The 21,780-nt window shown below is 69.0% G+C and carries 22 protein-coding genes; 12 read left to right on the top strand and 10 right to left on the bottom strand.

Going from position 1 to position 21,780, the window contains the following annotated elements; genetic code table 11:
* Window positions 1-15: 15 nt before the first annotated feature.
* Entirely contained in the window at window positions 16-891 is an 876-nt protein-coding gene (locus AC37TH_RS05020; protein ID WP_490763245.1) for a polyprenol monophosphomannose synthase, read from the bottom strand.
* A gap of 92 nt (window positions 892-983) precedes the next feature.
* On the opposite strand from AC37TH_RS05020, the gene trhO reads away from it, so the two are divergent.
* Both trhO and AC37TH_RS05010 read left to right on the top strand, forming a co-directional pair.
* Window positions 984-1,889 (top strand): oxygen-dependent tRNA uridine(34) hydroxylase TrhO, encoded by a 906-nt coding sequence (gene trhO / locus AC37TH_RS05015; protein ID WP_490763244.1) that lies wholly within the window; start codon window positions 984-986, stop codon window positions 1,887-1,889.
* A gap of 106 nt (window positions 1,890-1,995) precedes the next feature.
* Window positions 1,996-3,576, top strand: coding sequence for a Na+/H+ antiporter (locus AC37TH_RS05010; RefSeq protein WP_490763243.1), 1,581 nt, complete (start codon window positions 1,996-1,998; stop codon window positions 3,574-3,576).
* Here the strand turns inward: AC37TH_RS05010 and AC37TH_RS05005 are convergent.
* Window positions 3,569-4,822, bottom strand: coding sequence for an LssY C-terminal domain-containing protein (locus AC37TH_RS05005; protein WP_490763242.1), 1,254 nt, complete (start codon window positions 4,820-4,822; stop codon window positions 3,569-3,571). The genes AC37TH_RS05010 and AC37TH_RS05005 overlap by 8 nt on opposite strands.
* A 271-nt stretch (window positions 4,823-5,093) precedes the next feature.
* On the opposite strand from AC37TH_RS05005, the gene AC37TH_RS05000 reads away from it, so the two are divergent.
* The 3 genes from AC37TH_RS05000 to AC37TH_RS04990 all read left to right on the top strand — a co-directional run bounded on the left by AC37TH_RS05000 (window position 5,094) and on the right by AC37TH_RS04990 (window position 7,459).
* Window positions 5,094-5,894: an isocitrate lyase/PEP mutase family protein gene (locus AC37TH_RS05000; RefSeq protein WP_490763241.1), complete on the top strand. Its 801-nt coding sequence runs from the start codon at window positions 5,094-5,096 to the stop codon at window positions 5,892-5,894.
* Between the two features lie 79 nt (window positions 5,895-5,973).
* Window positions 5,974-6,996, top strand: a complete 1,023-nt coding sequence (locus tag AC37TH_RS04995) for an MDR family oxidoreductase (RefSeq protein ID WP_490763240.1) — start codon at window positions 5,974-5,976, stop codon at window positions 6,994-6,996.
* Between the two features lie 82 nt (window positions 6,997-7,078).
* The gene (locus tag AC37TH_RS04990) at window positions 7,079-7,459 is read left to right on the top strand and encodes a DUF1304 domain-containing protein (protein WP_490763239.1); all 381 of its coding nucleotides are present in this window, start codon (window positions 7,079-7,081) and stop codon (window positions 7,457-7,459) included.
* A gap of 21 nt (window positions 7,460-7,480) precedes the next feature.
* Here AC37TH_RS04990 and AC37TH_RS04985 read toward each other — a convergent pair whose 3' ends face one another.
* A complete protein-coding gene (locus AC37TH_RS04985) occupies window positions 7,481-8,701 on the bottom strand; it encodes an FAD-dependent oxidoreductase (protein ID WP_490763238.1) in 1,221 nt (406 codons plus the stop codon).
* Window positions 8,702-8,725: 24 nt separating this feature from the next.
* Here AC37TH_RS04985 and AC37TH_RS04980 point away from each other — a divergent pair, with 24 nt between their 5' ends.
* On the top strand, window positions 8,726-9,106 hold the full coding sequence (locus tag AC37TH_RS04980; protein ID WP_490763237.1) for a DUF1304 domain-containing protein: 381 nt from the start codon (window positions 8,726-8,728) through the stop codon (window positions 9,104-9,106).
* Between the two features lie 37 nt (window positions 9,107-9,143).
* On the opposite strand, the gene AC37TH_RS04975 is transcribed toward AC37TH_RS04980, so the two are convergent.
* Window positions 9,144-9,470, bottom strand: a complete 327-nt coding sequence (locus tag AC37TH_RS04975; protein WP_490763236.1) for a hypothetical protein — start codon at window positions 9,468-9,470, stop codon at window positions 9,144-9,146.
* Between the two features lie 183 nt (window positions 9,471-9,653).
* On the opposite strand from AC37TH_RS04975, the gene AC37TH_RS04970 reads away from it, so the two are divergent.
* The 6 genes from AC37TH_RS04970 to AC37TH_RS04945 all read left to right on the top strand — a co-directional run bounded on the left by AC37TH_RS04970 (window position 9,654) and on the right by AC37TH_RS04945 (window position 15,505).
* The gene (locus AC37TH_RS04970; RefSeq protein ID WP_490763235.1) at window positions 9,654-10,835 is read left to right on the top strand and encodes an ROK family transcriptional regulator; all 1,182 of its coding nucleotides are present in this window, start codon (window positions 9,654-9,656) and stop codon (window positions 10,833-10,835) included.
* A gap of 147 nt (window positions 10,836-10,982) precedes the next feature.
* Window positions 10,983-12,095 carry an ABC transporter substrate-binding protein gene (locus AC37TH_RS04965; protein WP_490763234.1) on the top strand — a complete coding sequence of 371 codons (1,113 nt, stop codon included), beginning with the start codon at window positions 10,983-10,985 and terminating at the stop codon, window positions 12,093-12,095.
* 123 nt (window positions 12,096-12,218) lie between these two features.
* On the top strand, window positions 12,219-13,052 hold the full coding sequence (locus AC37TH_RS04960) for an ATP-binding cassette domain-containing protein (protein WP_490763855.1): 834 nt from the start codon (window positions 12,219-12,221) through the stop codon (window positions 13,050-13,052).
* Window positions 13,049-14,299, top strand: coding sequence for a sugar ABC transporter permease (locus AC37TH_RS04955; protein WP_490763233.1), 1,251 nt, complete (start codon window positions 13,049-13,051; stop codon window positions 14,297-14,299). The genes AC37TH_RS04960 and AC37TH_RS04955 overlap by 4 nt, the downstream gene beginning before the upstream one ends.
* Before the next feature lie 101 nt (window positions 14,300-14,400).
* Window positions 14,401-14,637, top strand: a complete 237-nt coding sequence (locus AC37TH_RS04950; protein WP_490763232.1) for a hypothetical protein — start codon at window positions 14,401-14,403, stop codon at window positions 14,635-14,637.
* A gap of 70 nt (window positions 14,638-14,707) precedes the next feature.
* Window positions 14,708-15,505 (top strand): alpha/beta fold hydrolase, encoded by a 798-nt coding sequence (locus AC37TH_RS04945; RefSeq protein WP_490763231.1) that lies wholly within the window; start codon window positions 14,708-14,710, stop codon window positions 15,503-15,505.
* 73 nt (window positions 15,506-15,578) lie between these two features.
* Here AC37TH_RS04945 and hemL read toward each other — a convergent pair whose 3' ends face one another.
* From hemL to hemQ, 6 genes are all read right to left on the bottom strand, one after another.
* Window positions 15,579-16,919 (bottom strand): glutamate-1-semialdehyde 2,1-aminomutase, encoded by a 1,341-nt coding sequence (hemL, locus tag AC37TH_RS04940; RefSeq protein ID WP_490763230.1) that lies wholly within the window; start codon window positions 16,917-16,919, stop codon window positions 15,579-15,581.
* Complete coding sequence (hemB, locus tag AC37TH_RS04935; protein WP_490763854.1) at window positions 16,916-17,890, bottom strand: porphobilinogen synthase; 975 nt, start codon at window positions 17,888-17,890, stop codon at window positions 16,916-16,918. The genes hemL and hemB overlap by 4 nt, the downstream gene beginning before the upstream one ends.
* Before the next feature lie 120 nt (window positions 17,891-18,010).
* On the bottom strand, window positions 18,011-18,787 hold the full coding sequence (locus AC37TH_RS04930) for a uroporphyrinogen-III synthase (RefSeq protein ID WP_490763229.1): 777 nt from the start codon (window positions 18,785-18,787) through the stop codon (window positions 18,011-18,013).
* Entirely contained in the window at window positions 18,784-19,785 is a 1,002-nt protein-coding gene (hemC, locus tag AC37TH_RS04925) for a hydroxymethylbilane synthase (protein WP_490763228.1), read from the bottom strand. Before hemC ends, AC37TH_RS04930 begins: the two co-directional genes overlap by 4 nt.
* The gene (locus AC37TH_RS04920; RefSeq protein ID WP_490763227.1) at window positions 19,782-20,963 is read right to left on the bottom strand and encodes a ferrochelatase; all 1,182 of its coding nucleotides are present in this window, start codon (window positions 20,961-20,963) and stop codon (window positions 19,782-19,784) included. The genes hemC and AC37TH_RS04920 overlap by 4 nt, the downstream gene beginning before the upstream one ends.
* Window positions 20,960-21,730, bottom strand: a complete 771-nt coding sequence (gene hemQ, locus AC37TH_RS04915) for a hydrogen peroxide-dependent heme synthase (protein WP_490763226.1) — start codon at window positions 21,728-21,730, stop codon at window positions 20,960-20,962. The genes AC37TH_RS04920 and hemQ overlap by 4 nt, the downstream gene beginning before the upstream one ends.
* Window positions 21,731-21,780 lie beyond the last annotated feature (50 nt).

The raw sequence follows: 21,780 nt of genomic DNA, 5'->3' as shown, positions 1-21,780 counted from the left end.
CAAACGCTAGACCCGTCACGCTGCGTGCGACTTGACCGGCACAGGAACCGGGGTGCGCCGGAAGCGCTGAGGCAGACCGGTGAAGCCCCACACGGTCACACGCCACATGGCCTCGCGAACGATGCCGCCGCTCATCTTGGAGGCACCGTGCTCGCGTTCCACGAACGTGATCGGAACCTCGGCGATGCCGAGGCCGGCGCGATACGCGCGACGGAGCATGTCGATCTGGAAGCAGTAACCCTGGCTCTCCACGTCGGCGAAATGGATGCGGCGGAGGGCGTCGGCGGTGAAGGCGCGGTAGCCGCCGGTGACGTCTTTGGCGGGGACGCCGAGGGCGAGACGCGAGTACGCGCTGCCGCCACGGGAGAGGAGGCGGCGGCGGGCGGGCCAGTTCACGACACCGCCGCCGGCGACCCAGCGGGAACCGAGGACGACGTCGGCGCCGGTGCCGGTGTGGGTGTGGGTGCTCCGCGAGGTGTTGGTGTGCTGGGTGGCGTTGCCGGAGGTGTTCGCGGGCGCGGCGTCCGCGGGCGCGGCGTTCTCCGCGGCGTTCGAATCCGTGTCGCGGAGGGCGGCGAGGAGGCGGTGCAGCTGCTCGGGCTGGTGGGAACCGTCCGCATCCATCTCGACGATGCGGTCGTAGCCGGCGTCGAGGGCCCAGCGCATCCCGTCGCGGTAAGCGGCGCCGAGACCGTCCTTGCCCGCACGGTGCATCACGTGAACGTGCCCGTCGGACTCGGCGAGCGCATCGGCGAGCGCCCCCGTCCCATCCGGAGAGTTGTCGTCGACGACGAGCACATCCACGTCGGGCGTGGCCGCGCGGACGCGTCCGACGATGGATTCGACATTCTCCCGCTCGTCGTACGTGGGGATGATGACCAAGGTGCTCACCACCTAAGCATTGCGGATGTTGGTGAATGAAAGGAAACCGAACCGACAATAGGCTGAGAGATCGCACAGCCTGCGCGGCCTAGCATGGTGCGGTGCCGGTGCCGAAAGTCCTCCTCTACTACGTGTTCACCCCGCTCGCCGATCCCGACGCCGTGCGATTGTGGCAACGGGACCTCTGCGAGTCCCTTGGGCTGCGCGGGCGCATCCTGCTGTCCGCCGACGGGATGAACGGGACGCTCGGCGGCGAGCTCGACGCGCTGAAGAAGTACCTGCGGAAGACGAAGGACTACCCCGCGTTCAAGCAGCTCGACGTGAAGTGGAGCGAAGGGACCGGGTTCGACGACGACGGACTCAGCCTGGACTTCCCGCGGCTGTCTGTGAAGGTGCGAGAGGAGATCGTCAGTTTCGGGGCGCCCTCCGAGCTACGGGTGGACGGCGCCGGGGTGGTCGGAGGCGGCGAACGGCTCGATCCCGCCGCGCTGCACGCGCTGGTCGAGGAGCGCGACGACGTGGTGTTCTTCGACGGACGCAACCGCTTCGAGGCCGAGATCGGCCGGTTCAAGGACGCCGTGGTGCCCGACGTGTCGACGACGCGCGACTTCGTGGCCGAGCTCGACAGCGGCAAATACGACCACCTGAAGGACAAGGCGGTCGTCACATACTGCACGGGAGGCGTGCGCTGCGAAGTGCTCTCCGGGCTGATGCGGTCGCGAGGATTCGGCGAGGTGTACCAGCTCGACGGCGGAGTCGCGCGGTATGGCGAGACGTTCGGGGACGACGGGCTGTGGGAAGGGTCCCTGTACGTGTTCGACCAGCGCCAATCCGTCCGGTTCAGCGACCACACCGCGGTCATCGGGCGGTGCGTGGTGTGCGGGACGTCGAGTGAGCTGATGCGGAACTGCGCGGAGGCGTCGTGCCGGGAGCAGCTGGTGGTGTGCGAGGCGGAGGGGGCTGTGTACTGCGCGGTGCACGGTGGGGGTGCCGTCGCGGAGGGGTGACCGCGCTGGGAGCCCGATCCCTGCACTTCGCTGCTAGCGGACGAGTTCTCCACAGCCTTGCGGGAACCATTGCCGCCCCTGACGCGTTGCGGCCATCATGAACACCATGGATCCGGTCGCAACAATCGTCTGGATCGTGTCGTTCGTTCTCGTCACGGTCACTGTCACGGGTTTGTCGCGCCGCGTCGGGTGGTCGGCGCCCGTGGTGCTGGTGGTCGTCGGGGCGGTGGTGTCGTTCATCCCTGGTGTGCCGCACTTCACGCTCGAACCGGAGCTCGTACTGTACGGGCTGCTGCCGCCGCTGCTGTTCGCCGCGTCCATCCAGACGTCGTTCGTTGACGTGCGCGCCAGGCGAGACGGCATCCTGCTGCTTTCGGTGGGGCTGGTGATCTTCACGGTGATCGTGGTGGGATTCGCCACCTGGTGGGTGGTGCCGTCGCTCACGCTGGCCGCGGCCTTCGCGTTCGGTGCGGTGGTCGCGCCGACGGACACGGTCGCCGTGACCGCGATCGCCGGCAGACTCCATCTGCCTCGAAGGCTCGTGACCGTGCTCGAAGGCGAAAGCCTGCTGAACGACGCGACAGCGCTCGTCGCCTTGAACGCGACCATTGCGGCGATCGTGAGCGTGGTCAATCCGTGGGCGGTCGCTGGGGACTTCGTGCTGGCCGTGGTGGTGGGCGTTGCCGTCGGACTCGGCGTCGGCTGGGTGCTCGCGATCATCCGCAAGCAGTTGCGCGCGCCGGTCCTTGACACGTCGCTCGGGCTGATCACGCCGTATCTGGCGTTCATCCCGGCGCAGTTCCTGCACGGGTCCGGCATCCTCGCGGTGGTGGTCTCGGGGCTGTACCTCGGCTACCGGTCACCGACCATCCAGACGGCGGAGGCGCGGATCGCGGAGTCGATCAACTGGCGAACCATCCAGTTCCTGCTGGAGAACGCGGTGTTCCTGTTCATCGGGCTGGAGCTGTCGAGCATCCTGAGCGGGGCGTTCACCTCGGGGATCACCGTGGGTGAGACGGTGGTGATCAGCATCGTGGTGCTGCTGGCGATCTCGCTCGCGCGCCTCGTGTGGATGGTGCTGACGACGACGCTCTATCGCCACGGGCCCAAGCGGCTGCGCGAGCGCGGCTGGAACTGGCCGACCGGGATCGCTGTGTCGTTCGCGGGCATCAGAGGGGTGGTCACGCTCGCCGCCGTGTTCCTGCTGCCCGATGCGACGCCGCACAAGGAATTCCTGCAGTTCCTGGCGTTCGTGGTCGTGGTCGGCACACTGCTCGAAGGTCTCGCCCTGCCCTGGATCATCCGCCGCCTCAAGCTGCCACCGCCCGACTTCGCGCAGGAGGCGAGCGAGATGCAGCGGCTCCTCGCCGAAGCGCAGACGGCCGGGCTGGAGCACCTCGACTCGCAGGTCACCGGCGACGAGGACGAGCGAGTGGTGCAGCGCCTGCGGGTCAACGCGGTCTTCCTCTCGGACGCGCTTGAGAACCCGTCGCCGAACGAAGACGAGAACGTGCCGGTGGAGTACCAGAAGCTGCGCCGGTCGATGATCAAAGCCGAACGGCAGGCCGTGCTGGAAGCGCGGGCGGAAGGGCGATATCAGGAGCTGGCGGTGCGGTCGGTGCTGGCCTTCCTGGACGCGGAGGAGTCTGCGCTGAAGTCGTCAGGGCCGCGGAAGGGGCTCATGTAGGCGGGTGCTGGTGCGAGCGGCCCGGGGTGGTGGTGTCGTCGGCCGGGGTGGACTCGGAGACTCGGGCGGCGCGCTTGCGCGCGCGAGCGCTGGGGCGGCGAGCCCAGAGGCGGGAGCGCTGGGAGGAGAGAGCGAGGACGACCAGGATGTCGAGAGGAAGGCCGAGGACGTTGTTGTGGAGGGTGACCTGCGGACCGCCGTCGAAGAAGTCGATGGCGGCGATGACGATCAGGAACGCGCTGTACGACATCGAGGCGATACGCGCCCAGTTGCTGCCACGGAACACCAGGATCGCCAGCAGCAGGTAGAACAGCAGACCGACGGCGAAGATCACCATCACCACAACGAGTGCGGCCTGCACGAGCGGCCGTTCGTCCGCGGTGATGGCGGCCCCAGGAGTGTCCAGCTCGGACTGCACGAACTGACGCCAGTCGATCACGGTCAACGCCACGAAGACGGCGCCCGCCACGATGCGCAACAACATCAGCAGGAAGCCGAGCGATGTCGGGACGGGGCGCTGCTCAGACCTCGCGGCGCGGCGGGCGTCCGCCTGGTCGGCGACCGCGATCGCGGCCGCATCCACGGGGACGGGCCGTACGTCGATCACTGGGAGGTTGCCGTCCGTCTCGATGCTGTCGCCGCCGCCGTTGCGGGAGTGGTAGCCGGTGGAGAAGTCCTCGATGACATCCACGGCGACGCCGAGGTGCGCATCCATCAGGGTCGCGACGATGTGGTCGCGTTCGATGTCGGTGTTCGCGTCGATCTTGTGCGTGACCTGCAAGGTGAAAAGCGAGAAGCCGACGGAACGGTCGAACGTTCCGGCTGCCATCCAATCGGCGTTGTGTCCACCGGGAAGCAACCAGCCGTCCGGGCAACGCCAGAACCGCACGTGATGCCGCTTGGACGGGTTGCCGCGGACCTCCTGCTGATAGGCGACATCCTGCTGGTGGCCGAACAGGAACAACGGGCTCACGGGGGCCTCGTCATAGCTTCTGCGCAGCAACGTGGATGCGACGATCCCCCAGCTGGTGCGCAACGTCACGTCGTCGGCTCTGGTCCAACCCGCCTCGGTCATCGCCTTATCCAGCTGCGCCTCACTACCGAGGACGGCGAGGTTGATCGGGTCGCCGAGCAGGCCGTCGCTGGTGCGCGCCCTGCCGATGAAATAGTCCGGAACGTAGATGGAGGTCAGGATGCGGTGCAGCCGCGGGAGCACCAGGTAGGCGACCACCACCCAGAACAGCACGAAGAACGCGGCGAGGAACCAGCCCCAGGAGAAGCTCTCGGTGAAGACGATCCAGGCCAGCCAGACAGCCGAAGCTCCCCGAAGACGAAGAAGAGATTGTCGACGACGACATTGACCGACCGGCGGCGCGGCGTCGCCGACCTGGTCTTGGTCACCGTCGTCTCGGCCATGCGCTCATCCTAGGACCGGGGCGAAAGGCCTGGGCAGGGGTGGGGATACTGGAATGTTGCGGAGGCTGGGAGGTGCGAGGCCTGGGACGTATGGTGGCGGGGTGACGCACACGACGGAACTCCAGGAACGCGGCGCTGAACTGCGCCGGCTGCACGACGCCCCCGAACTGCTGCAGGTCGTCAACGTGTGGGATGCGGTCAGCGCCCGCGCGATTGCGGCGCTTCCCGAGACGCGGGCCGTGGCGACTGCGAGCCACTCGATCGCGGCGTCGCACGGGTACGACGACGGGGAACGCATCCCGCTGGACCTGAGGCTCGCCGCGATCGGCCGCATCGTTGACGCGACCGTGCTGCCGGTCAGCGCGGACCTCGAAGCGGGATACGGCGACCCCGGCGAGACCGTCCGGCGCGCGATCGGGTTGGGCGTGGTCGGGGCGAACCTCGAAGACGGGCACCGGTCGATCGGTGAGGCCGTCTCAGCGGTTCGAGCGGCCGCCGCCGCGGCCGAGCGGGAAGGCGTGCCGTTCGCGCTGAACGCTCGCACGGACGTCTTCCTCGGCGACGACCAGCGAACGGCCGAGGCGAAGAGCGTCGAGGCGAAGACCATCGAGGCGATCGAGCGAGGGCGGGCATTCCTCGATGAAGGGGCGACGTGCGTGTTCGTGCCTGGGCCGCTCGCTGAGGCGACCATCGAGGCCCTGGTGGGAGGTCTCGGAAGTCGGAAGCTGAGCGTGATCGGCGGTCCGGGATCGGTGGCGCCCGGACGGTTGCAGGAACTGGGGGTCGCTCGGATCTCGTACGGTCCGTGGAGTCAGCGACTGGCGCTCACGGCACTCCAGGATGCGGCGAGCGCGCTGTACGCGGGCGGGGTGCTGCCGGGCGGGGTGCGGGTGTTGAACTAGCGGATGGTCCGGGGATGGACGGGCGAGGCCAGGCGGAGGCGAAGGGTGGCGTATCCGGGGGCGGCGTATGGTGAAAGTCATGACTGATTTCCGGGCCATCGTGATCGAGCAGGAGACCGAGTCGGGGCGGATCGTCGCGCACACGGCGGAGGTTCGGCGGGTGACGGAGTCGTTCCTCCTGCCGAGCGACGTGACCGTCGCGGTGGAGTATTCGGACCTCAACTTCAAGGATGCGCTCGCCATCGCCGGGCGGCCGGGGGTCGCGCGGACGTCGCCGCTCATTCCGGGGATCGACCTCGTCGGCGTGGTCGAGGAATCGGCGGACGCGCGGTGGGCGCCGGGCGATCGGGTGGTGCTGAACGGGGACGGGATCGGCGAAACGCACCACGGCGGCCTGGCGGAGCGCGCCAGGGTGCGCGGGAATGCGCTCGTGCGGGTGCCGGACGTCCTGACCAATGCGCAGGCGGCTGCCATCGGGACGGCGGGGTTCACGGCGATGCTGTCGGTGCTCGCGCTGGAGCGGAACGGGCTCGACCCGCGGGCGGTGGCCGACGCCGGGTCGAGCGTGCTCGTGACCGGCGCGGCCGGTGGAGTGGGGTCGGTCGCGATCGCGCTGCTGGCGAAACTGGGTTACCCGGTTACCGCATCCACTGGTCGGCCGGAGGAACGGGCGGACTATCTGACGGACCTCGGCGCGAGCGCGATCATCGACAGGGCCGAACTGAGCGATCCAGGCAAGCCGTTGCAGCGTCAGCGCTGGGCGGGGGTCGTGGATGCGGTCGGCAGCCACACGCTCGCCAACGCGCTGGCCCAGACGAACTACGGCGGAACGGTCACGGCGTGCGGACTCGCCCAGGGCCCCGACCTGCCGTCGACGGTGATGCCGTTCATCCTGCGCGGGGTGACGCTGGTCGGGATCAACTCGGTCGAGGCCCCCATCGCCCTGCGCGAGACGGCGTGGCGTCGACTGGCGACCGACCTCGACACGGAAGCGCTCGCGGCGATGACGGCGTTCATCCCGTTGGCCGAGACGATCGGGGCGGCGGAGGAGCTGCTGGCCGGGCGCCTGCACGGGCGGACAGTGGTGGACGTGCGGGGCTGATCCGGCGGTCGCTGCGGGCTGGCGGGCGCAGCGCGCGGCGAGGGAGGCGGACGCTGGGGCGGGGCGGCCGTATGCTGACCGCATGATCGTCCTCGCGACCGTGGTCGTCACCCTCGCCGCCGCACTGCACATCGCCATCTTCGTGATGGAGAGCGTTGGATGGACCAGGCCGACCGTGTGGAAGCGGTTCGGGGTCGAGTCGCAGGAGGCTGCGGACACGACGCGGCCGATGGCGTACAACCAAGGGTTCTACAACTTGTTCCTCGCCATCGGGGCGATCGTCGGGCTGATCCTGTACGGGGTCGGGATGCACGGGCCGGGGCTCGCGCTCATCCTGTTCACCACCGCCAGCATGTTCGCGGCGTCTGTGGTGCTCGTCACGACCGGGCGCGGATACCTCCGGCCGGCGATCATTCAGGGCACCCTGCCGTTGATCGGGTTCATCTTGATGCTGCTGTCCTAAGAGACAGCCCCCGTCACCGGATCAGCGCAGCTCCGGCGCGACGTGCTCCGGGAGGAAGCCGCGCCCGATGATGCGCGCGGAGACCCGGCGCGCGACAGGCATGGAAGCGCCGAGCAGCGCCCGGAGCGGAGCAGGCAGCGGATCGGGAAGGCGGGCAGCGCCTCCCGGGCGGCCGATGAACTCGTGCGCGGCCAGCTGAAGCTTCTGCATGCGGGCGACCGGCGGCAGCCGGCGCTGCTGGATCGCGTCCAGGATGCGCAGGTCGACAGGGCCGGAGCGCAGCGGGGCCGCGACGGCGTTGGCCGTCGCGATCGCATCCTGGACGGCGTAGTTCACGCCGACCCCGAACGCGGGAGACATCGCGTGCGCGGCGTCTCCGATGGCCAGGAAGCCGGAGCGGAACCAGCGGTCGAGGCGGTTGATCTGGACGGCGAGCAGCTTCACGTCGTCCCAGGAAGCGATCGATTCCGCGACCGGCGCGAGGACAGGAGCCACCTCGCCGAGCATGCGGTGGAAGTGGGGAAGTCCCGCTGACTTCAGGGTCTCGAAACCGCCCTTCTCGATGACCATGCCGGTCTGGAAGTAGTCGCCGCGGTCGATCGTGATGACCATCGAGCGCTGGTCGATGTACGCGAGGGTGCTCGGCGGCACCTCGGCCGGCTTGGGAACGCGGAACCAGAGCACGTCGATCGGGACCCCGAACCGCCTCGGCAACAGCCCGGCCGCATCCCGCAGCACCGAGTCGCGGCCGTCGGCGGCGACGGTGAGGGAGGCGCGCACCTCGATGTCGCCGTCCGGACCGCGGGCGGTCACGCCGCGGATCGCGCCGCCCTCCTGGAGAAGTCCGGTCGCCTCCGTCTGCATCCGCAGGTGGAAACCGGGAAACGCCGACGCCTCCTTCGCGAGGAAGCCGAGGAAGTCCCACTGCGGCGCCATCACCAGGAAGTCGTCCGGGGCGGGGAGCATCCCGAAGTCGATCGGGTGCAACCTGGTGCCGTTGACCACCGCATCCAGTGCCCGGATGCTCGTGTGCGGCAGGTCGAGGAAGCGGTCGCGCAGCCCGAGCTCGCCCAGAACGGTGACGGTGGACGGGTGGATGGTGTCCCCGCGGAAGTCGCGGAAGAAGTCGGCGTGCTTCTCCAGCACCACCACGTCGAGGCCTGCCCTCGCGAGGACGAGGCCGAGCATCATGCCGGCGGGGCCGCCTCCGGCGATCACACACGAAGTCTGGACGGCTTGCATAGTGCTCAGCGTATGCTCACTCGCATGGCCATCATCGGTTCCATTCTGATCGCCGCGGCCGCCATCGTGCATCTGGCGATCTTCGCGATGGAGAGTGTGCTGTGGTCGTCGCCGGGGGTGTGGCGGCGATTCGGGGTCGCGAATCAGCGCGACGCGGACACGATCGGGGCGATGGCGTACAACCAGGGGTTCTACAACCTGTTCCTCGCCGGGGGCGCTGCCGTCGGGCTCGTGCTCTATTGGACGACGCTGCGCGAGGTGGGCTTCGGGATCGTGTTCTTCTCCGCCGTGTGCATGGTGCTCGCCGCGGTGGTGCTGATCACCACCGGGCGCGCGTATGTGCGGGCGGCGCTCATCCAGGGCGTCCTTCCGCTGGCTGGGCTCGTGTTCCTGGGCCTGGCCTGAGGACGGGGACGGGGCCGAGCCCTGCGGCCGGAACGACTTAGAGCGTCGTCTCCCCCGGCGCGGGTGTGCCGGTCGCATCCACTCGGAGCGCCTCGATGAGCTTCGTCGCGTGCGGCGTCGAGACGATGATGCGCGAGAACTCCTCGCCCTCCAGGTCGATCACCACGGCGGCGCGCTGCTTGCCCTTGATGAGCAAGAAGTCCTTGCCGCCGTGGAACTTCCAGGTGCCGACGGAGAGCGTCAGCGGGACGGCCGTCCCCGGCGCCCGGATGCCGCGGATCCAGATCCACGGGTCTTCCGTGATCGCCACCGACCGGATGCTCTCCCGCGGCACGACGAGGTCGTCCCGTTTCAGACCGAGCACCCTCTTCGGCCGGCGTGAGGTGGATCTCCAGTCGGTCGGGGTGAACGTGCATATCGGCCATGTCTCTATCCTGCCAGCGGGCGCCGGATCGTGCGGGTGCAATCCTCACAAAGAGGTAACCGTTCGGTCGGGGGTTTCCCACACCCCGCGCCCCTCGACCGCGGGCCATGTATTCTGCTCATCGTGGCAACGCAGCGGCGAACCCCGGGTTCGCAGACTTCACTTCGTGAAGCCAACCGGGCGCGGATTGTCGACGCCATCAAGAAGCACGGAGGGCTGACGCAGGTCGAACTCGCCGGTGCGACCGGCCTCTCCCCCGCCACGGTGTCCAACATCGTCAAGGAGCTCTCGACCTCCGGCGTCCTGCATACCGCTCAGAGCATCCGGAGCGGACGGCGGGCGCAACACGTCACTCTGGCCCACGCACTCGGGCTCGTGGTCGGCGTCCACTTCTCCACGCGGCACATGCGGATCGCCCTGGCCGACGTCGCGCACACGGTCGTCGCGGAGAACCACATGCCGCTCGCCAAGGACCACCGTGCGGACAACGAGCTCGACAAGGTCTCGCTGCTGCTCACCGACATGCTCGAATCCGTGGACGCGGGGCGCGACGAGGTGCTCGCCGTCGGCATCGCACTGCCGGCCCCGCTCGACCGGGCGAGCGGGACGATCGCCCGCAGCGGCATCATGCGCGGCTGGGACGGCATCGACGTCGCCGATGTGATGGAGCGCAGGCTCAAGCGGCCCGTGTTCATCGACAACGCCGCCAATCTCACTGCTCTCGCGGAATCCCGGCTGGGCGCAGGACGCGGCAAACGCAACACGATCACCCTCGAACTCGGCGACGGGATCGGCGCAGGCCTCATCCTCAACGGGCAGGTCTTCCGCGGGTTCAACGGCGTCGCCGGCGAGTTCGGGCACACCACCATCCGTGAGAACGGGCCGCTCTGCCGCTGCGGCAACCGCGGCTGCCTGGAGGCAATCGCGGGCGGTCCGGCCATCCTGGATGAGCTCCGCGACCACCTGGGCAGCCTGAAACTGGGCGATGTGGTCATCCAGGCGATGGCAGGGGACGCACGATGCATCCGGGCGATCGCCGATGCGGGCAAGCACATCGGGATCGCGACCGCGAACCTGTGCAATCTGGTCGATCCGGAGCGGGTGATCGTCGGCGGCGAGCTGGCCAGGGCGGGCGAGCTGCTGCTCGGTCCGATGCGGCACGCGGTGGAGCGTTCGATCATCGTCAACGAAGATCTCATGCCGGACATCGTCCAGGGGCAGCTCGGAACACGGGCGGCCACCCTCGGGGCTGTCGCGTATGCCGTCGACTGCGTGAACATCACGCCGACGGAACTCGCAGTCTGAGAGGGCTCTCACGCAGGCCGCCGTGTCCCCTGAATGCGTGTCCATTCGTTATCGAATCCGTTGGCTTCAACTCTTGACGACAACTGTCCTAACTGCGACACTCAACCCAGCCGCCAACGATGGCGGTCTCGAATCGGAGGTTTTTCAATGAAGATCGCCACCACGAGAGCGGTCATCGCGACGGCCGCGATCCTGCTCACAGCCGGAACACTCACAGCCTGTTCCAACGGATCTGGGAACTCTTCCAGCTCCACCGCCGGCGCAAGCTCGGCCCAGATCGGCCTCCTCCTCCCCGACTCCGTCACCGCCCGGTACGAAGCGGCGGACAAGCCGTTCTTCGAAGCCAAGATCAAGGCCCTCTGCTCGGGCTGCAAGGTGCTCTACGCGAACGCTGACGGCGACGCCAGCAAGCAGCAGCAGCAAGCAGAATCGATGCTGACCCAGGGCGCCAAAGTCCTCGTCCTCGACCCGTTCGACGGTGAGGCAGCCGCCTCCATCGTCGGAGAGGCCAAGGCCAAGAACGTGCCGGTCATCTCCTACGACCGTCTGATCAACAGCCCGGACAGCAACTACTACATCTCGTTCGACAACGAGAAGGTCGGACAGCTGCAGGCCACGGCGCTCGTCGACAAGCTCAAGAAGGACGGCGTCGCATCCGGCTCCGGCATCCTGATGGTCAACGGTTCGCCGACCGACAACAACGCCACCCTGTTCAAGAAGGGCGCGCACAGCGTCATCGACACCAGCGGCTACAAGGTGCTGGCCGAATACGACACACCAGGATGGGACCCAGCACAGGCCCAGAACTGGGTGTCCGGTCAGATCACGCAGTTCGGTAACAAGATCACGGCTGTCTACGCCGCCAACGACGGAACCGGTGGAGGCGCCATCGCCGCCCTCAAGGCCGCCAACGTGAGCCCGATCCCGCCGGTCACCGGTCAGGACGCAGAGCTCGCAGGCATCCAGCGCATCCTGGCCGGCGATCAGTACATGACGGTCTACAAGGCGATCCAGCCCGAGGCGGAGAAGGCGGCTCAACTGGCCATCGACCTCGTCAACGGCAAGAAGCCGAAGGGTGACACGACGGTCAACACGGCGGGTGGCGCAGCCATCCAGTCGTTCCTGCTGACCCCGGTCGCCGTCACGACGGACAACATCGAGAGCACGGTCGTCAAGGACCAGTTCTACGGTTCGGATTCCGCCGCGAAGATCTGCACCGCCGATTACAAGGCAGCGTGCGACAAGTACGGCATCAAGTAACCTCCGAGGCCTGGCCGGGGATGCGGATTCGCACCCCCGGCCTGGCCCATTCCGCTCTACGCTTTAACTGCAATACCCGCAATAAACGCACCGCCTTCCAGCTCAAAGGAGAACGCCGTGACGATGGAATCCGCCGTCGCTGAACCCGAACGGTCGACGCGCCAACCCGTCCTCTCCCTCCGTGGGATCTCGAAAGGCTTCGGCGCCGTCCAAGCCCTCACCGACATCGACCTCGATGTCTACCCAGGTGAGGTCGTCGCGATCGTCGGCGACAACGGCGCAGGCAAGTCGACGCTCGTCAAGATCCTGGCGGGCGTGCATCCACAGGATGCGGGCACCGTCACATTCGACGGCGACAAAGTGAGCATCCCGTCGCCGTCCGCGTCCCGCGAGCTCGGCATCGCGACCGTGTTCCAGGACCTCGCGCTCTGCGACAACCTGGATGTGGTCTCCAACCTGTTCCTGGGCCGCGAGATCGCGCGCGGCACACTCGACGAAGAGGAGATGGAGAAGCGGTCGTGGAGCCTGCTCCGGCAGCTCTCCGCGCGCATCCCGTCGGTGCGGATCGCTGTGGCGTCGCTTTCCGGCGGCCAGCGGCAGACGGTGGCCATCGCGCGCTCGCTGATCGGCGAGCCGCGCGTGGTCATCCTCGACGAGCCGACCGCCGCCCTCGGAGTGGCGCAGACCGCTGAGGTGCTCAACCTGATCGAGCGCCTGCGCGAGCGCGGGCTCGGTGTGGTGCTGATCAGCCACAACATGGCCGACGTGCAGGCGGTCGCCGACCGGGTCGCCGTGCTGCGCCTCGGCCGCAACAACGGCACTTTCCGCGTGCCGGACGTCAGCTACGAGGAGATCATCTCCGCCATCACGGGCGCGACGGACAACGTCGTGGCGCGCAGGGCTGAGCGACTCAGCGAAGAAGTAGAAGGCCTGACCGAACGGAGTGCGGACGCATGACGAAGACCGAAACGCCCGCCGAAGTCGCGGCCGACCTCCAAGACGAACGCCTCATCCGCAGCGAGGGACTCCGCGGCGCCGTCAAATCCTTCGGGACGCGCGTGCGCGGCGGCGACCTCGGCTCGCTGCCCGTCGTGGTCGGGCTCATCGTCATCTGGGCGGTGTTCCAGATCCTCAACCCGAACTTCCTGTCTGCCAACAACCTCGTCAACCTCACGCTGCAGTGCGCGGCGGTGGGCACCATCTCCATCGGCATCGTTTTGGTGCTGCTGCTCGGCCAGATCGACCTGTCGGTCGGCTCGGTCAGCGGCCTGGCGGCGGCGATCATGGGCGTCGGGCTGACGCAGCTGCACTGGCCGCTCATCGTGGCCGTGATCGGCGCGATCCTCGCCGGTGTGGTGGTCGGCTTCCTCTACGGGATCCTGTTCACCCGGTTCGGGGTGCCGTCGTTCGTGATCACGCTCGCCGGCCTCCTCGGCTTCCTGGGCCTGCAGCTCTGGGTGCTCGGGCCGAACAGCTCGATCAACATCCCGTTCGACTCCTGGATCGTGCAGTTCGCGCAGCAGACGTTCCTTCCGCCGTGGGCGGCGTACGCGCTGGTCGTGATCGCTGCGGTCGCGATGTTCCTCTCCGACTGGCGCCGCTCGGAGCGCCGCCGCAAGGCCGGGCTCTCGCAGGGGTCGATGACGATCATGCTCGTCAAGGCCGTGCTCCTGCTGCTGGCCCTCGGGATCAGCGTCTGGTACCTGTCCACCGACCGCGGTACGGGCGCGATGTTCCTGTTCTTCGTGATCCTGGTCATCGTGATGAACTTCTTCCTCACCCGCACCCGCTGGGGCCGCTCGGTCTTCGCGGTCGGCGGCTCGGTCGAGGCGGCCCGCCGCGCCGGTATCAAGGTCAACCGGGTGTACATCTCGGTGTTCATCCTGTGTTCGACGTTCGCCGCGGTGGGCGGCCTGCTCGCGGCGGCCAGGCTGGCATCGGTCAGCGCGGGCAGCGGCGGGACGGACACGAACCTCAACGCGATCGCCGCGGCGGTCATCGGTGGAACCAGCCTCTTCGGCGGCCGCGGCAGCGCGTGGTCGGCTCTGCTGGGCATCCTGGTCATCCAGTCCATCTCCAGCGGTCTGACGCTGCTGAACCTCGACTCGTCGATCCGCTTCATGATCACCGGCGCGGTGCTGCTGCTCGCGGTGATCATCGACTCGCTCTCGCGGCGCTCGCGCGCATCCCACGGGCAGGCGTAGCGGGGCGCTCTTCGTGCGAAAGGTGCGGTCTGCGCGTGCGCGACCGCACCTTTTGCACGAGCGGATGACGCGACGCGGGTGCGTGTGGGATCGTTGACGATGTGACCCGCACCACCACCTTCCGCGCCAGGCTGCTCCGACGGGATGTTCCGCCGCAGACGGTCACGGTTCGTGCGGCCTCCGACGCCCCGCCGCGCACCCTGCGGCGACCGGCGGGAGGCGGCGGGCAGCTGACGTTCGAGGTCTTCGCCCTGGTGGATGCGGACGGTTGGCCCAACGAGGCCACGTACTCGTTCGTCGAGGCTGTGCAGCGGGCGGCGGCGGACGCCGACGTGTGACGGCAGAGGCCGAGTGCACGCACGTGAGTCACACCAGAAGCAGGCAACGACGCAGGCAAAGGGGACACAGATGAGCACCATCACTTCGGCCGACGGGACGACCATCGGCTACGACGCGACCGGCAGCGGGCCGACGCTGATCCTGGTCGACGGCGCGACCGTGTCCCGCGCAACCGGATCGGCGAGCCGGATCGCCGGAGAGCTCTCCGACGAGTTCACCGTCGTCGCCTACGACAGGCGCGGCCGCGGAGAGAGCACCGACAACACGGAGGCGGCATCGTCGGCTGTGCAGAGCGAGATCGAGGACATCGACGCGCTGATCGCCGCGGTCGGAGCGCCCGCCCTGGCCTACGGGATGTCGTCCGGCGCGATGCTGCTGCTGCGCGCGGCGGCGGCGCTCGGGCCGGAGCGCATCGCCGGGATCGCACTGTACGAGCCCCCGCTGATGCCAGAGGGCGCCCGCGACGGCGCGCGGCAGTACACCGCCGACCTCGCGGATGCGCTCGGCGCCGGCAGGCGCGCGGACGCCGTCGCGCTGTTTCTCGCCCGCGTCGGATTGCCGGAGGCGGCCATCGACGGGATGCGCCACTCCCCGCTGTGGCCGGGGATGGAGGCCATCGCCCCGACCCTCGCCTACGACGACGCTGCGATGGGCGACAGCTCGGTGCCCGCCGACCTGACGGCCCAGGTGCGCATCCCGGTGCTGACGATGGCAGGCAGTGCGAGTCCTGAATTCCTGCAGTACGGGGCGCGAGCGCTGGCCTCAGCGATCCCGGATGCGGTGTTCGAGGTCGCCGACGATCAGACGCACGACATCGACCCGACGGTCGCCGCCGAGCACCTCAGACGGTTCTTCCACAGGGCGTGAATGGCGAGATACCAGTAACTGTCGCGCATCCCGGGCGTTTCGCGACAGTTACCGGTATCTCGCGGGCGGCGCGTTAGGCGGGCGTGGCGGCCGCGGCAGCGGCGGCTGCTCGGGGCAGCACCGACAGGATGCGGTCGACGGCCGCGTCATCGTGTGCTGCGGTGACGAACCACGCCTCGAACACGCTCGGCGGCAGAGAGACGCCGCCGTCGAGCATCGCGTGGAAGAAGTCGCGGTAGCGGTACGCCTCCTGCCGTTGCACCTCCGCGTACGTGCGCGGCGCGGCGGCGAAGTCGCCGAAGACGAAGCTGAACAGGTTGCCAGCGCGCTGCACCCGGTGGGCGACGCCCGCCGCGCTCAACGCATCCGACACCGCGGAGGACACCGTCTCGGACACGCGGTCGAGCCGGTCGTAGACGGCCTCGTCGGCGAGCGAGAGCGTGGTGAGCCCCGCCGCGACGGCGACCGGGTTCCCGGACAGCGTTCCCGCCTGGTAGACCGGGCCGGTCGGCGCGAGGAAGTCCATCAGCTCGGCGCGACCGCCGAGCGCAGCCAGCGGCATCCCGCCGCCGATGACCTTGCCGAACGTCACCAGGTCTGGCGTGTACCCGCGGTCGAGTCCCCAGAAACCGGCCTCGCTCACCCGGAAACCGGTGAGCACCTCGTCCAGGATGAGCAGGGCGCCGAACTCGTGCGCGAGGTCGGTCAGCGCGGCGTTGAAACCGGCGTCCGGCGGCACGACGCCCATATTCGCGGCGGCGGCCTCGGTGATGACGGCGGCGATGTCCGGTCCGTGCGTCTCGAAGACGGCGCGGACCGCATCCAGATCGTTGTACGGGAGCACCAGCGTCTGCGCGGCGGTCGCCTCGGTGACCCCGGCCGAGCCTGGCAGGGCGAGCGTCGCGAGGCCGGAACCAGCCTCGGCCAGCAGGCCGTCCGAGTGGCCGTGGTAGTGCCCGGCGAACTTGATCAGCAGCGGGCGCCCGGTGAAACCGCGGGCGAGCCGGATGGCCGTCATGGTCGCCTCTGTGCCCGTCGAGACGAGCCGCAGCTTCTCCACGAACGGCACGCGCGCGAGCACGGCCTCCGCCAGCTCGGTCTCCGCCGGAGTGGAAGCTCCGAACGACAACCCGCGCGCCGCGGCGGCCTGCACAGCGGCGACGACCTCCGGATGCGCGTGGCCCAGAATCGCAGGCCCCCAGGACGCGACGAGGTCCACATACTCGCGGCCCTCCGCATCCGTGATGTACGGGCCGCTCGCCGACACCATGAACCGCGGGGTGCCGCCGACCGAACGGAAAGCGCGCACCGGCGAGTTCACGCCACCGGGGATCACACGCTGGGCGCGCTCGAACTGGGCCAGGTTGACGTCGCCGATCGCGGCGCCGTCGGAGAGGGCGTCGACGTCGCTCATCGCAGCCACCTCGCAACCTCGGTCGCCCAGTAGGTCATGACGGCGTCTGCTCCAGCCCTGCGTGCGCCGATCAGGGTCTCCTCGACGATGCGACGGCGGTCGATCCAGCCGTTCGCGGCGGCCGCCTCGACCATCGCGTACTCGCCGGAGACCTGGTAAGCCCAGACGGGGACGTCGCTGAACGCGGCGACGTCGCTCAGCACATCCAGGTAGCTGAGGGCGGGCTTCACCATCAGGATGTCCGCGCCCTCCTCCAGGTCGAGGCGCGCTTCGCGCAGGCCCTCGCGGCGGTTGGCCGGATCTTGCTGATATGCGCGGCGGTCGCCGGAGAGCTGGGAGTCGACGGCCTCGCGGAACGGGCCGTAGAAGGCGGACGCGTACTTGGCCGCGTACGCCAGGATGACGGTCTCGGTGTGGCCCGCGGCGTCGAGCGCGTCGCGTACGGCGGCGACCTGGCCGTCCATCATGCCGCTCAGCCCGAGCAGCTGAGAGCCCGCCTCGGCCTGGGCGACGGCCATGTCGCGGTAGCGGAGGAGGGTGGCGTCGTTGTCGACGTGACCCTGCGCATCCAGGACGCCGCAGTGGCCGTGGTCGGTGAACTCGTCCAGGCACAGGTCGGTCTGCACGACGATGGCGTCGCCGACCTCGGCGGCCAGCGCGGCGGTGGCGACATTGAGGATGCCGTTCGGGTCGGTCGCGGCCGAGCCCGTCGCATCCCGGGTCTCGGGGATGCCGAACAGCATCAGGCCGCCGACTCCGGCCTCCGCAGCCTCGGTCGCCGCGCGCTTGAGCGAGTCGATGCTGTGCTGCACGACGCCCGGCATCGACTGGATCGGCAGCGCTTCGCCGATCCCTTCGCGCACGAACATCGGAAGGATCAGCTCACTGGCATGCAGCCGGGTCTCTGAGGTCAGCCGGCGCATGGCCGGCGACTGCCGGAGACGCCGTGGTCGGACAACGGGATGCGTCACGTCACTCACCCCGCAAGCCTACGCGCCCGCGACTGAACCCCTTCCCAGCTTCCGTCGCCATCGAGTCGGGAGTTATGCACGGGTGAACACGGCGTGTCGCGTGCAGAAGTCCCGACTCGATTATTGGTGGGCGGTGGTGACGAGGGACTCGATGAGGGAGGCGGCGGTGCGCTCGGCGGCGATCACGTCGACGCGGAGGCCGAAGGCGCGGGCGTCGCGGGCGGTCTGCGGGCCGATCGCGGCGACGATCGTCGACTCCGGGATGGGACCGAGCTGCTGCTGCACCTGCTCGGCGACAGAACCGGAGGTGACGAGGATGGCCTGGACGAGACCGTCGGCCACATCCCGCACGACGTTCTCCGGAACAGCCATACCGATGGTGCGGTATGCGACGACGGACTCGACATCGTGGCCGATGCGCTTCAGACCCTCGGTGAGGAGGGGCTTCGCGATCTCGGAACGGAGGGTCAGCACGCGCAACGGGACGGCCCCGGCTGTCGCGGCCTCCCACTCGGCGAGCAGGCCGCGGGCCGAATTGTCCTCAGACGGGACGAGATCCACCTTGTAGCCGGCGGCGACCAGTGCGGCCGCGGTGGTCTCGCCGACGGCGGCGACGCGGGTGGACGGCGGGACGACAGCGCGCTGCGCGCTCAACACATCCACGGTGGTCGCACTCGTGACGGTCATCCAGTCGAACTCCCCGGCGGCCAGGCGGGTGAGCGCGGCCTCGAGCGCCGGGGCGTCGTCCGTCGGCGCGAAGTTGATCATCGCAGCGACGATCGGGGATGCGCCCTTCGACCGCAGGTCGGCGGCGACCGAGTCGCCCCACGGCCCTCCGCGCGGCACGAGGACGCGCCAGCCGGCGAGCGGTTTGGGCGAAGCGGCAGGGGTGGTCATCGCGTGCTCCCGAGCGGTGCAAGGTCGGCGGCGCCAGCGCCGAGCAGTTCGTCCACCACCCGTTGGCCGACATCGCGCGCCGCCTCGTCGAGGTGGCGCGCGCTCATCGATTCCGGGGTGGCGGCATGGGATGCGGTCAGCTGCTCCGAGCCGTCCGGTCGGTAGACCGTCGCGGTGAGGAAGAGCAATCCGTCGTCCACGATAGCGGTCGCGCCGATCGGCGCGGCGCATCCGGCCTCGAGTCCGGCGAGAACGAGGCGTTCCGCGGTGACGCAGGCGTGCGTGGTGACATGGTCGACGGCGGAGAGGGCCTTGGCGATCGGCCCGTGGCCCTTCTCGTCGGCGGCGCGCACCTCGATCGCGAGGGCGCCCTGTCCTGGCGCCGTCGGAACGGTCGAGAGCGGGAAGAAGTCGGTGACGGCGTCCGACCGGCCGAGACGGCCGAGACCGGCGGCGGCGAGCACGACGGCGTCGAGGTCGCCCTCGGCGACCCGGCCCAGCCTGGTGTCGACGTTGCCGCGGATGTCGACGACGTCGAGATCGGGGCGGCGCGCCTTCAGTTGCGCGACGCGGCGGGGAGAGCCCGTGCCGACCTTCGCGCCGTCCGGCAGCGTCTCCAGGGTGAGCGCGTCGCGGGCGCAGAGCGTGTCACGGGCGTCGGCCCGCTTGGGCACGGCTCCGATGACGAGGCCCTTCACCGGCGACGTCGGCAGATCTTTGAGCGAGTGGACGATCAGGTCGCACTCGTCGGCGAGCAGCGCATCCCGGAGTGCACTGGCGAAGACGCCGGTGCCGCCGAGCTCGGAGAGGGACTCCCGCGAGGTGTCGCCGTGCGTGGTGACCGTGACGATCTCCACATCTTTGCCGGTCGCCTTGGCGATGGCGTTGGCGACGACCGTGGTCTGGGCGACGGCGAGTGCGCTGCCGCGGGTGCCGACGCGCAGGACGCCGTCTCGCCGCTCGACAGCTCCGGATGCGCGACTCACGGTGCCGCTCACGGCGCGAGCCCCGCAGCGGCCGGCTTGAAACCGAGCCTCGCGTTCTCGCAACAGCCAGGACGACACACGTCGTACCACGGACCGATCGAGGTCATCGCGGGACGCTGGTCGACGGGGACGCCGTCGCGGCGTTCGAGCACCAGGTCGACGAGACCCTGCACGTAGGTGTGGTGCGTGCCGGGCGTCGGGACGCGGACGGCGACGAGGCCGTTCTGCTCGCTGCTCTCCATCGCCTCGTTGTCGAGGTCCCAGAGGACCTCCATGTGGTCGCTGACGAAGCCGAGCGGGACGATGATCACCGCGCGGACGCCCTTGGCGGGCAGTTCGGCGATGGCGTCGTTGATGTCTGGTTCCAGCCACGGCATCGACGGAGGGCCGGAGCGGGACTGGTAGACGAGCTGCCACTTCACGACGCCGTCCGTCGCGGCCTGCGCGACGACCTCGGCGACGGCCAGGTGCTGCGCGGCATACGCGCCGCCCTCACCGAAGCCGCGTTCGGCCGGGCCGGACTTGGCGGCGTCGACCGACGGGATGGAGTGGGTCGAGAACAAAATCTCGACCTCGGTGGCCGGGTCGATGCCAGGCACCTTCTGCTCGATCTCGGCGAGGCCGTTCCTGACGCCCTCGATGAACGGCTCGACGAAGCCGGGGTGGTCGAAGAACTGGCGCACCTTGTCGATGGCGATGACGCCTTCGAGCCCCGTTTCCTCCAGCGCGATCGCGAAGTCTTCGCGGTACTGGCGGCAGCTCGAATACGACGAATACGCGCTCGTCGCGATGGCGATGATGTTGCGGATGCCGCGCTCGTTCGCCTCGACGAGGGCGTCTTTGAGGTATGGGTCCCAGTTGCGGTTGCCCCACAGCACCGGCAGGTCGATGCCGCGCGAGGCGAGCTCCGCCTCCAGCGCCGCCTTGAGTTCGCGGTTCTGGTCGTTGATCGGGCTCACGCCGCCGAAGTGGCGGTAGTGGTGGGCGACCTCTTCGAGACGCTCCTCCGGGATGCCGCGACCGCGGGTGACGTTGCGCAGGAACGGGATGACGTCGTCCTGGCCTTCCGGGCCGCCGAAACCGGCGAGCAGGATGGCGTCGTATGCCACGGGGACCGTCACATGCTCTGGGCCCGAAGCAGCTGCGGGCGTCGCACCGAGGACGTGCGCCGTCGTGTCGACGTCTGTCACTGCAGGACCTCCACGAGCTCGGCGGGCTGCACCCGGCGACCGGTGAAGAACGGGACCTCTTCGCGGACGTGCCTGCGCGCATCTGTCTGGCGGAGGTCGCGCATGAGGTCGACGAGGTCGGTGAGCTCGTCGGACTCGAGCGGGAGGATCCACTCGTAGTCACCGAGCGCGAACGATGCGACCGTGTTGGCGAGGACGGTGCGGAACGCCGCACCCTTGCGCCCGTGCTCGGAGAGCATCCGGCCGCGCTCCTCGTCGGGAAGCAGGTACCACTCGTAGCTGCGGACGAACGGATAGACCGTCAGCCACTCCTTCGGCTCCTTGCCGCGCAGGAAGCCGGGCACGTGGGACTTGTTGAACTCCGCGTCGCGGTGGACGCCCATGGCGTTCCAGGTGGGGAGGAGTGCCTTGAGCAGCTGGGTGCGGCGCAGCTGGCGAAGAGCCCACTGCAGGGTGTGCGCCTCCGGGCCGTGGATCCAGATCATGACGTCGGCGTCGGCGCGGAGGCCGGAGACGTCGTAGAGACCGCGGGTGGTGACGTCCTGCAGTTCGAGGTCGGCGATGACGCCCTCGAGCTCCTTGACGGCGCGGGGAACGTCGGTGCCGTCGAGGTCGTCCGGACGGGACGGGTCACGGCGCAGGACGGCCCAGAGAGTGAAGCCGTTGGCGCCGGCGTCGCCGGGGCTGGAAGCGTTCGCGTCTTCCTGTGGTGCGGGTGTTGCGTGGGGGGTGCTCGAATCTGCCGGTGCGGCAGCCGGGTTAGTCATACCTCACAGTCTCCCTCCCAAACCTGTGAGAGCCAAACCGCCCGGTGCTC

It is taken from the genome of Leifsonia sp. McL0627 (assembly GCF_058244615.1).
The sequence above is the reverse complement of the archived record's forward strand: the minus strand, read 5'-3'. Positions and strand labels throughout refer to the sequence as shown.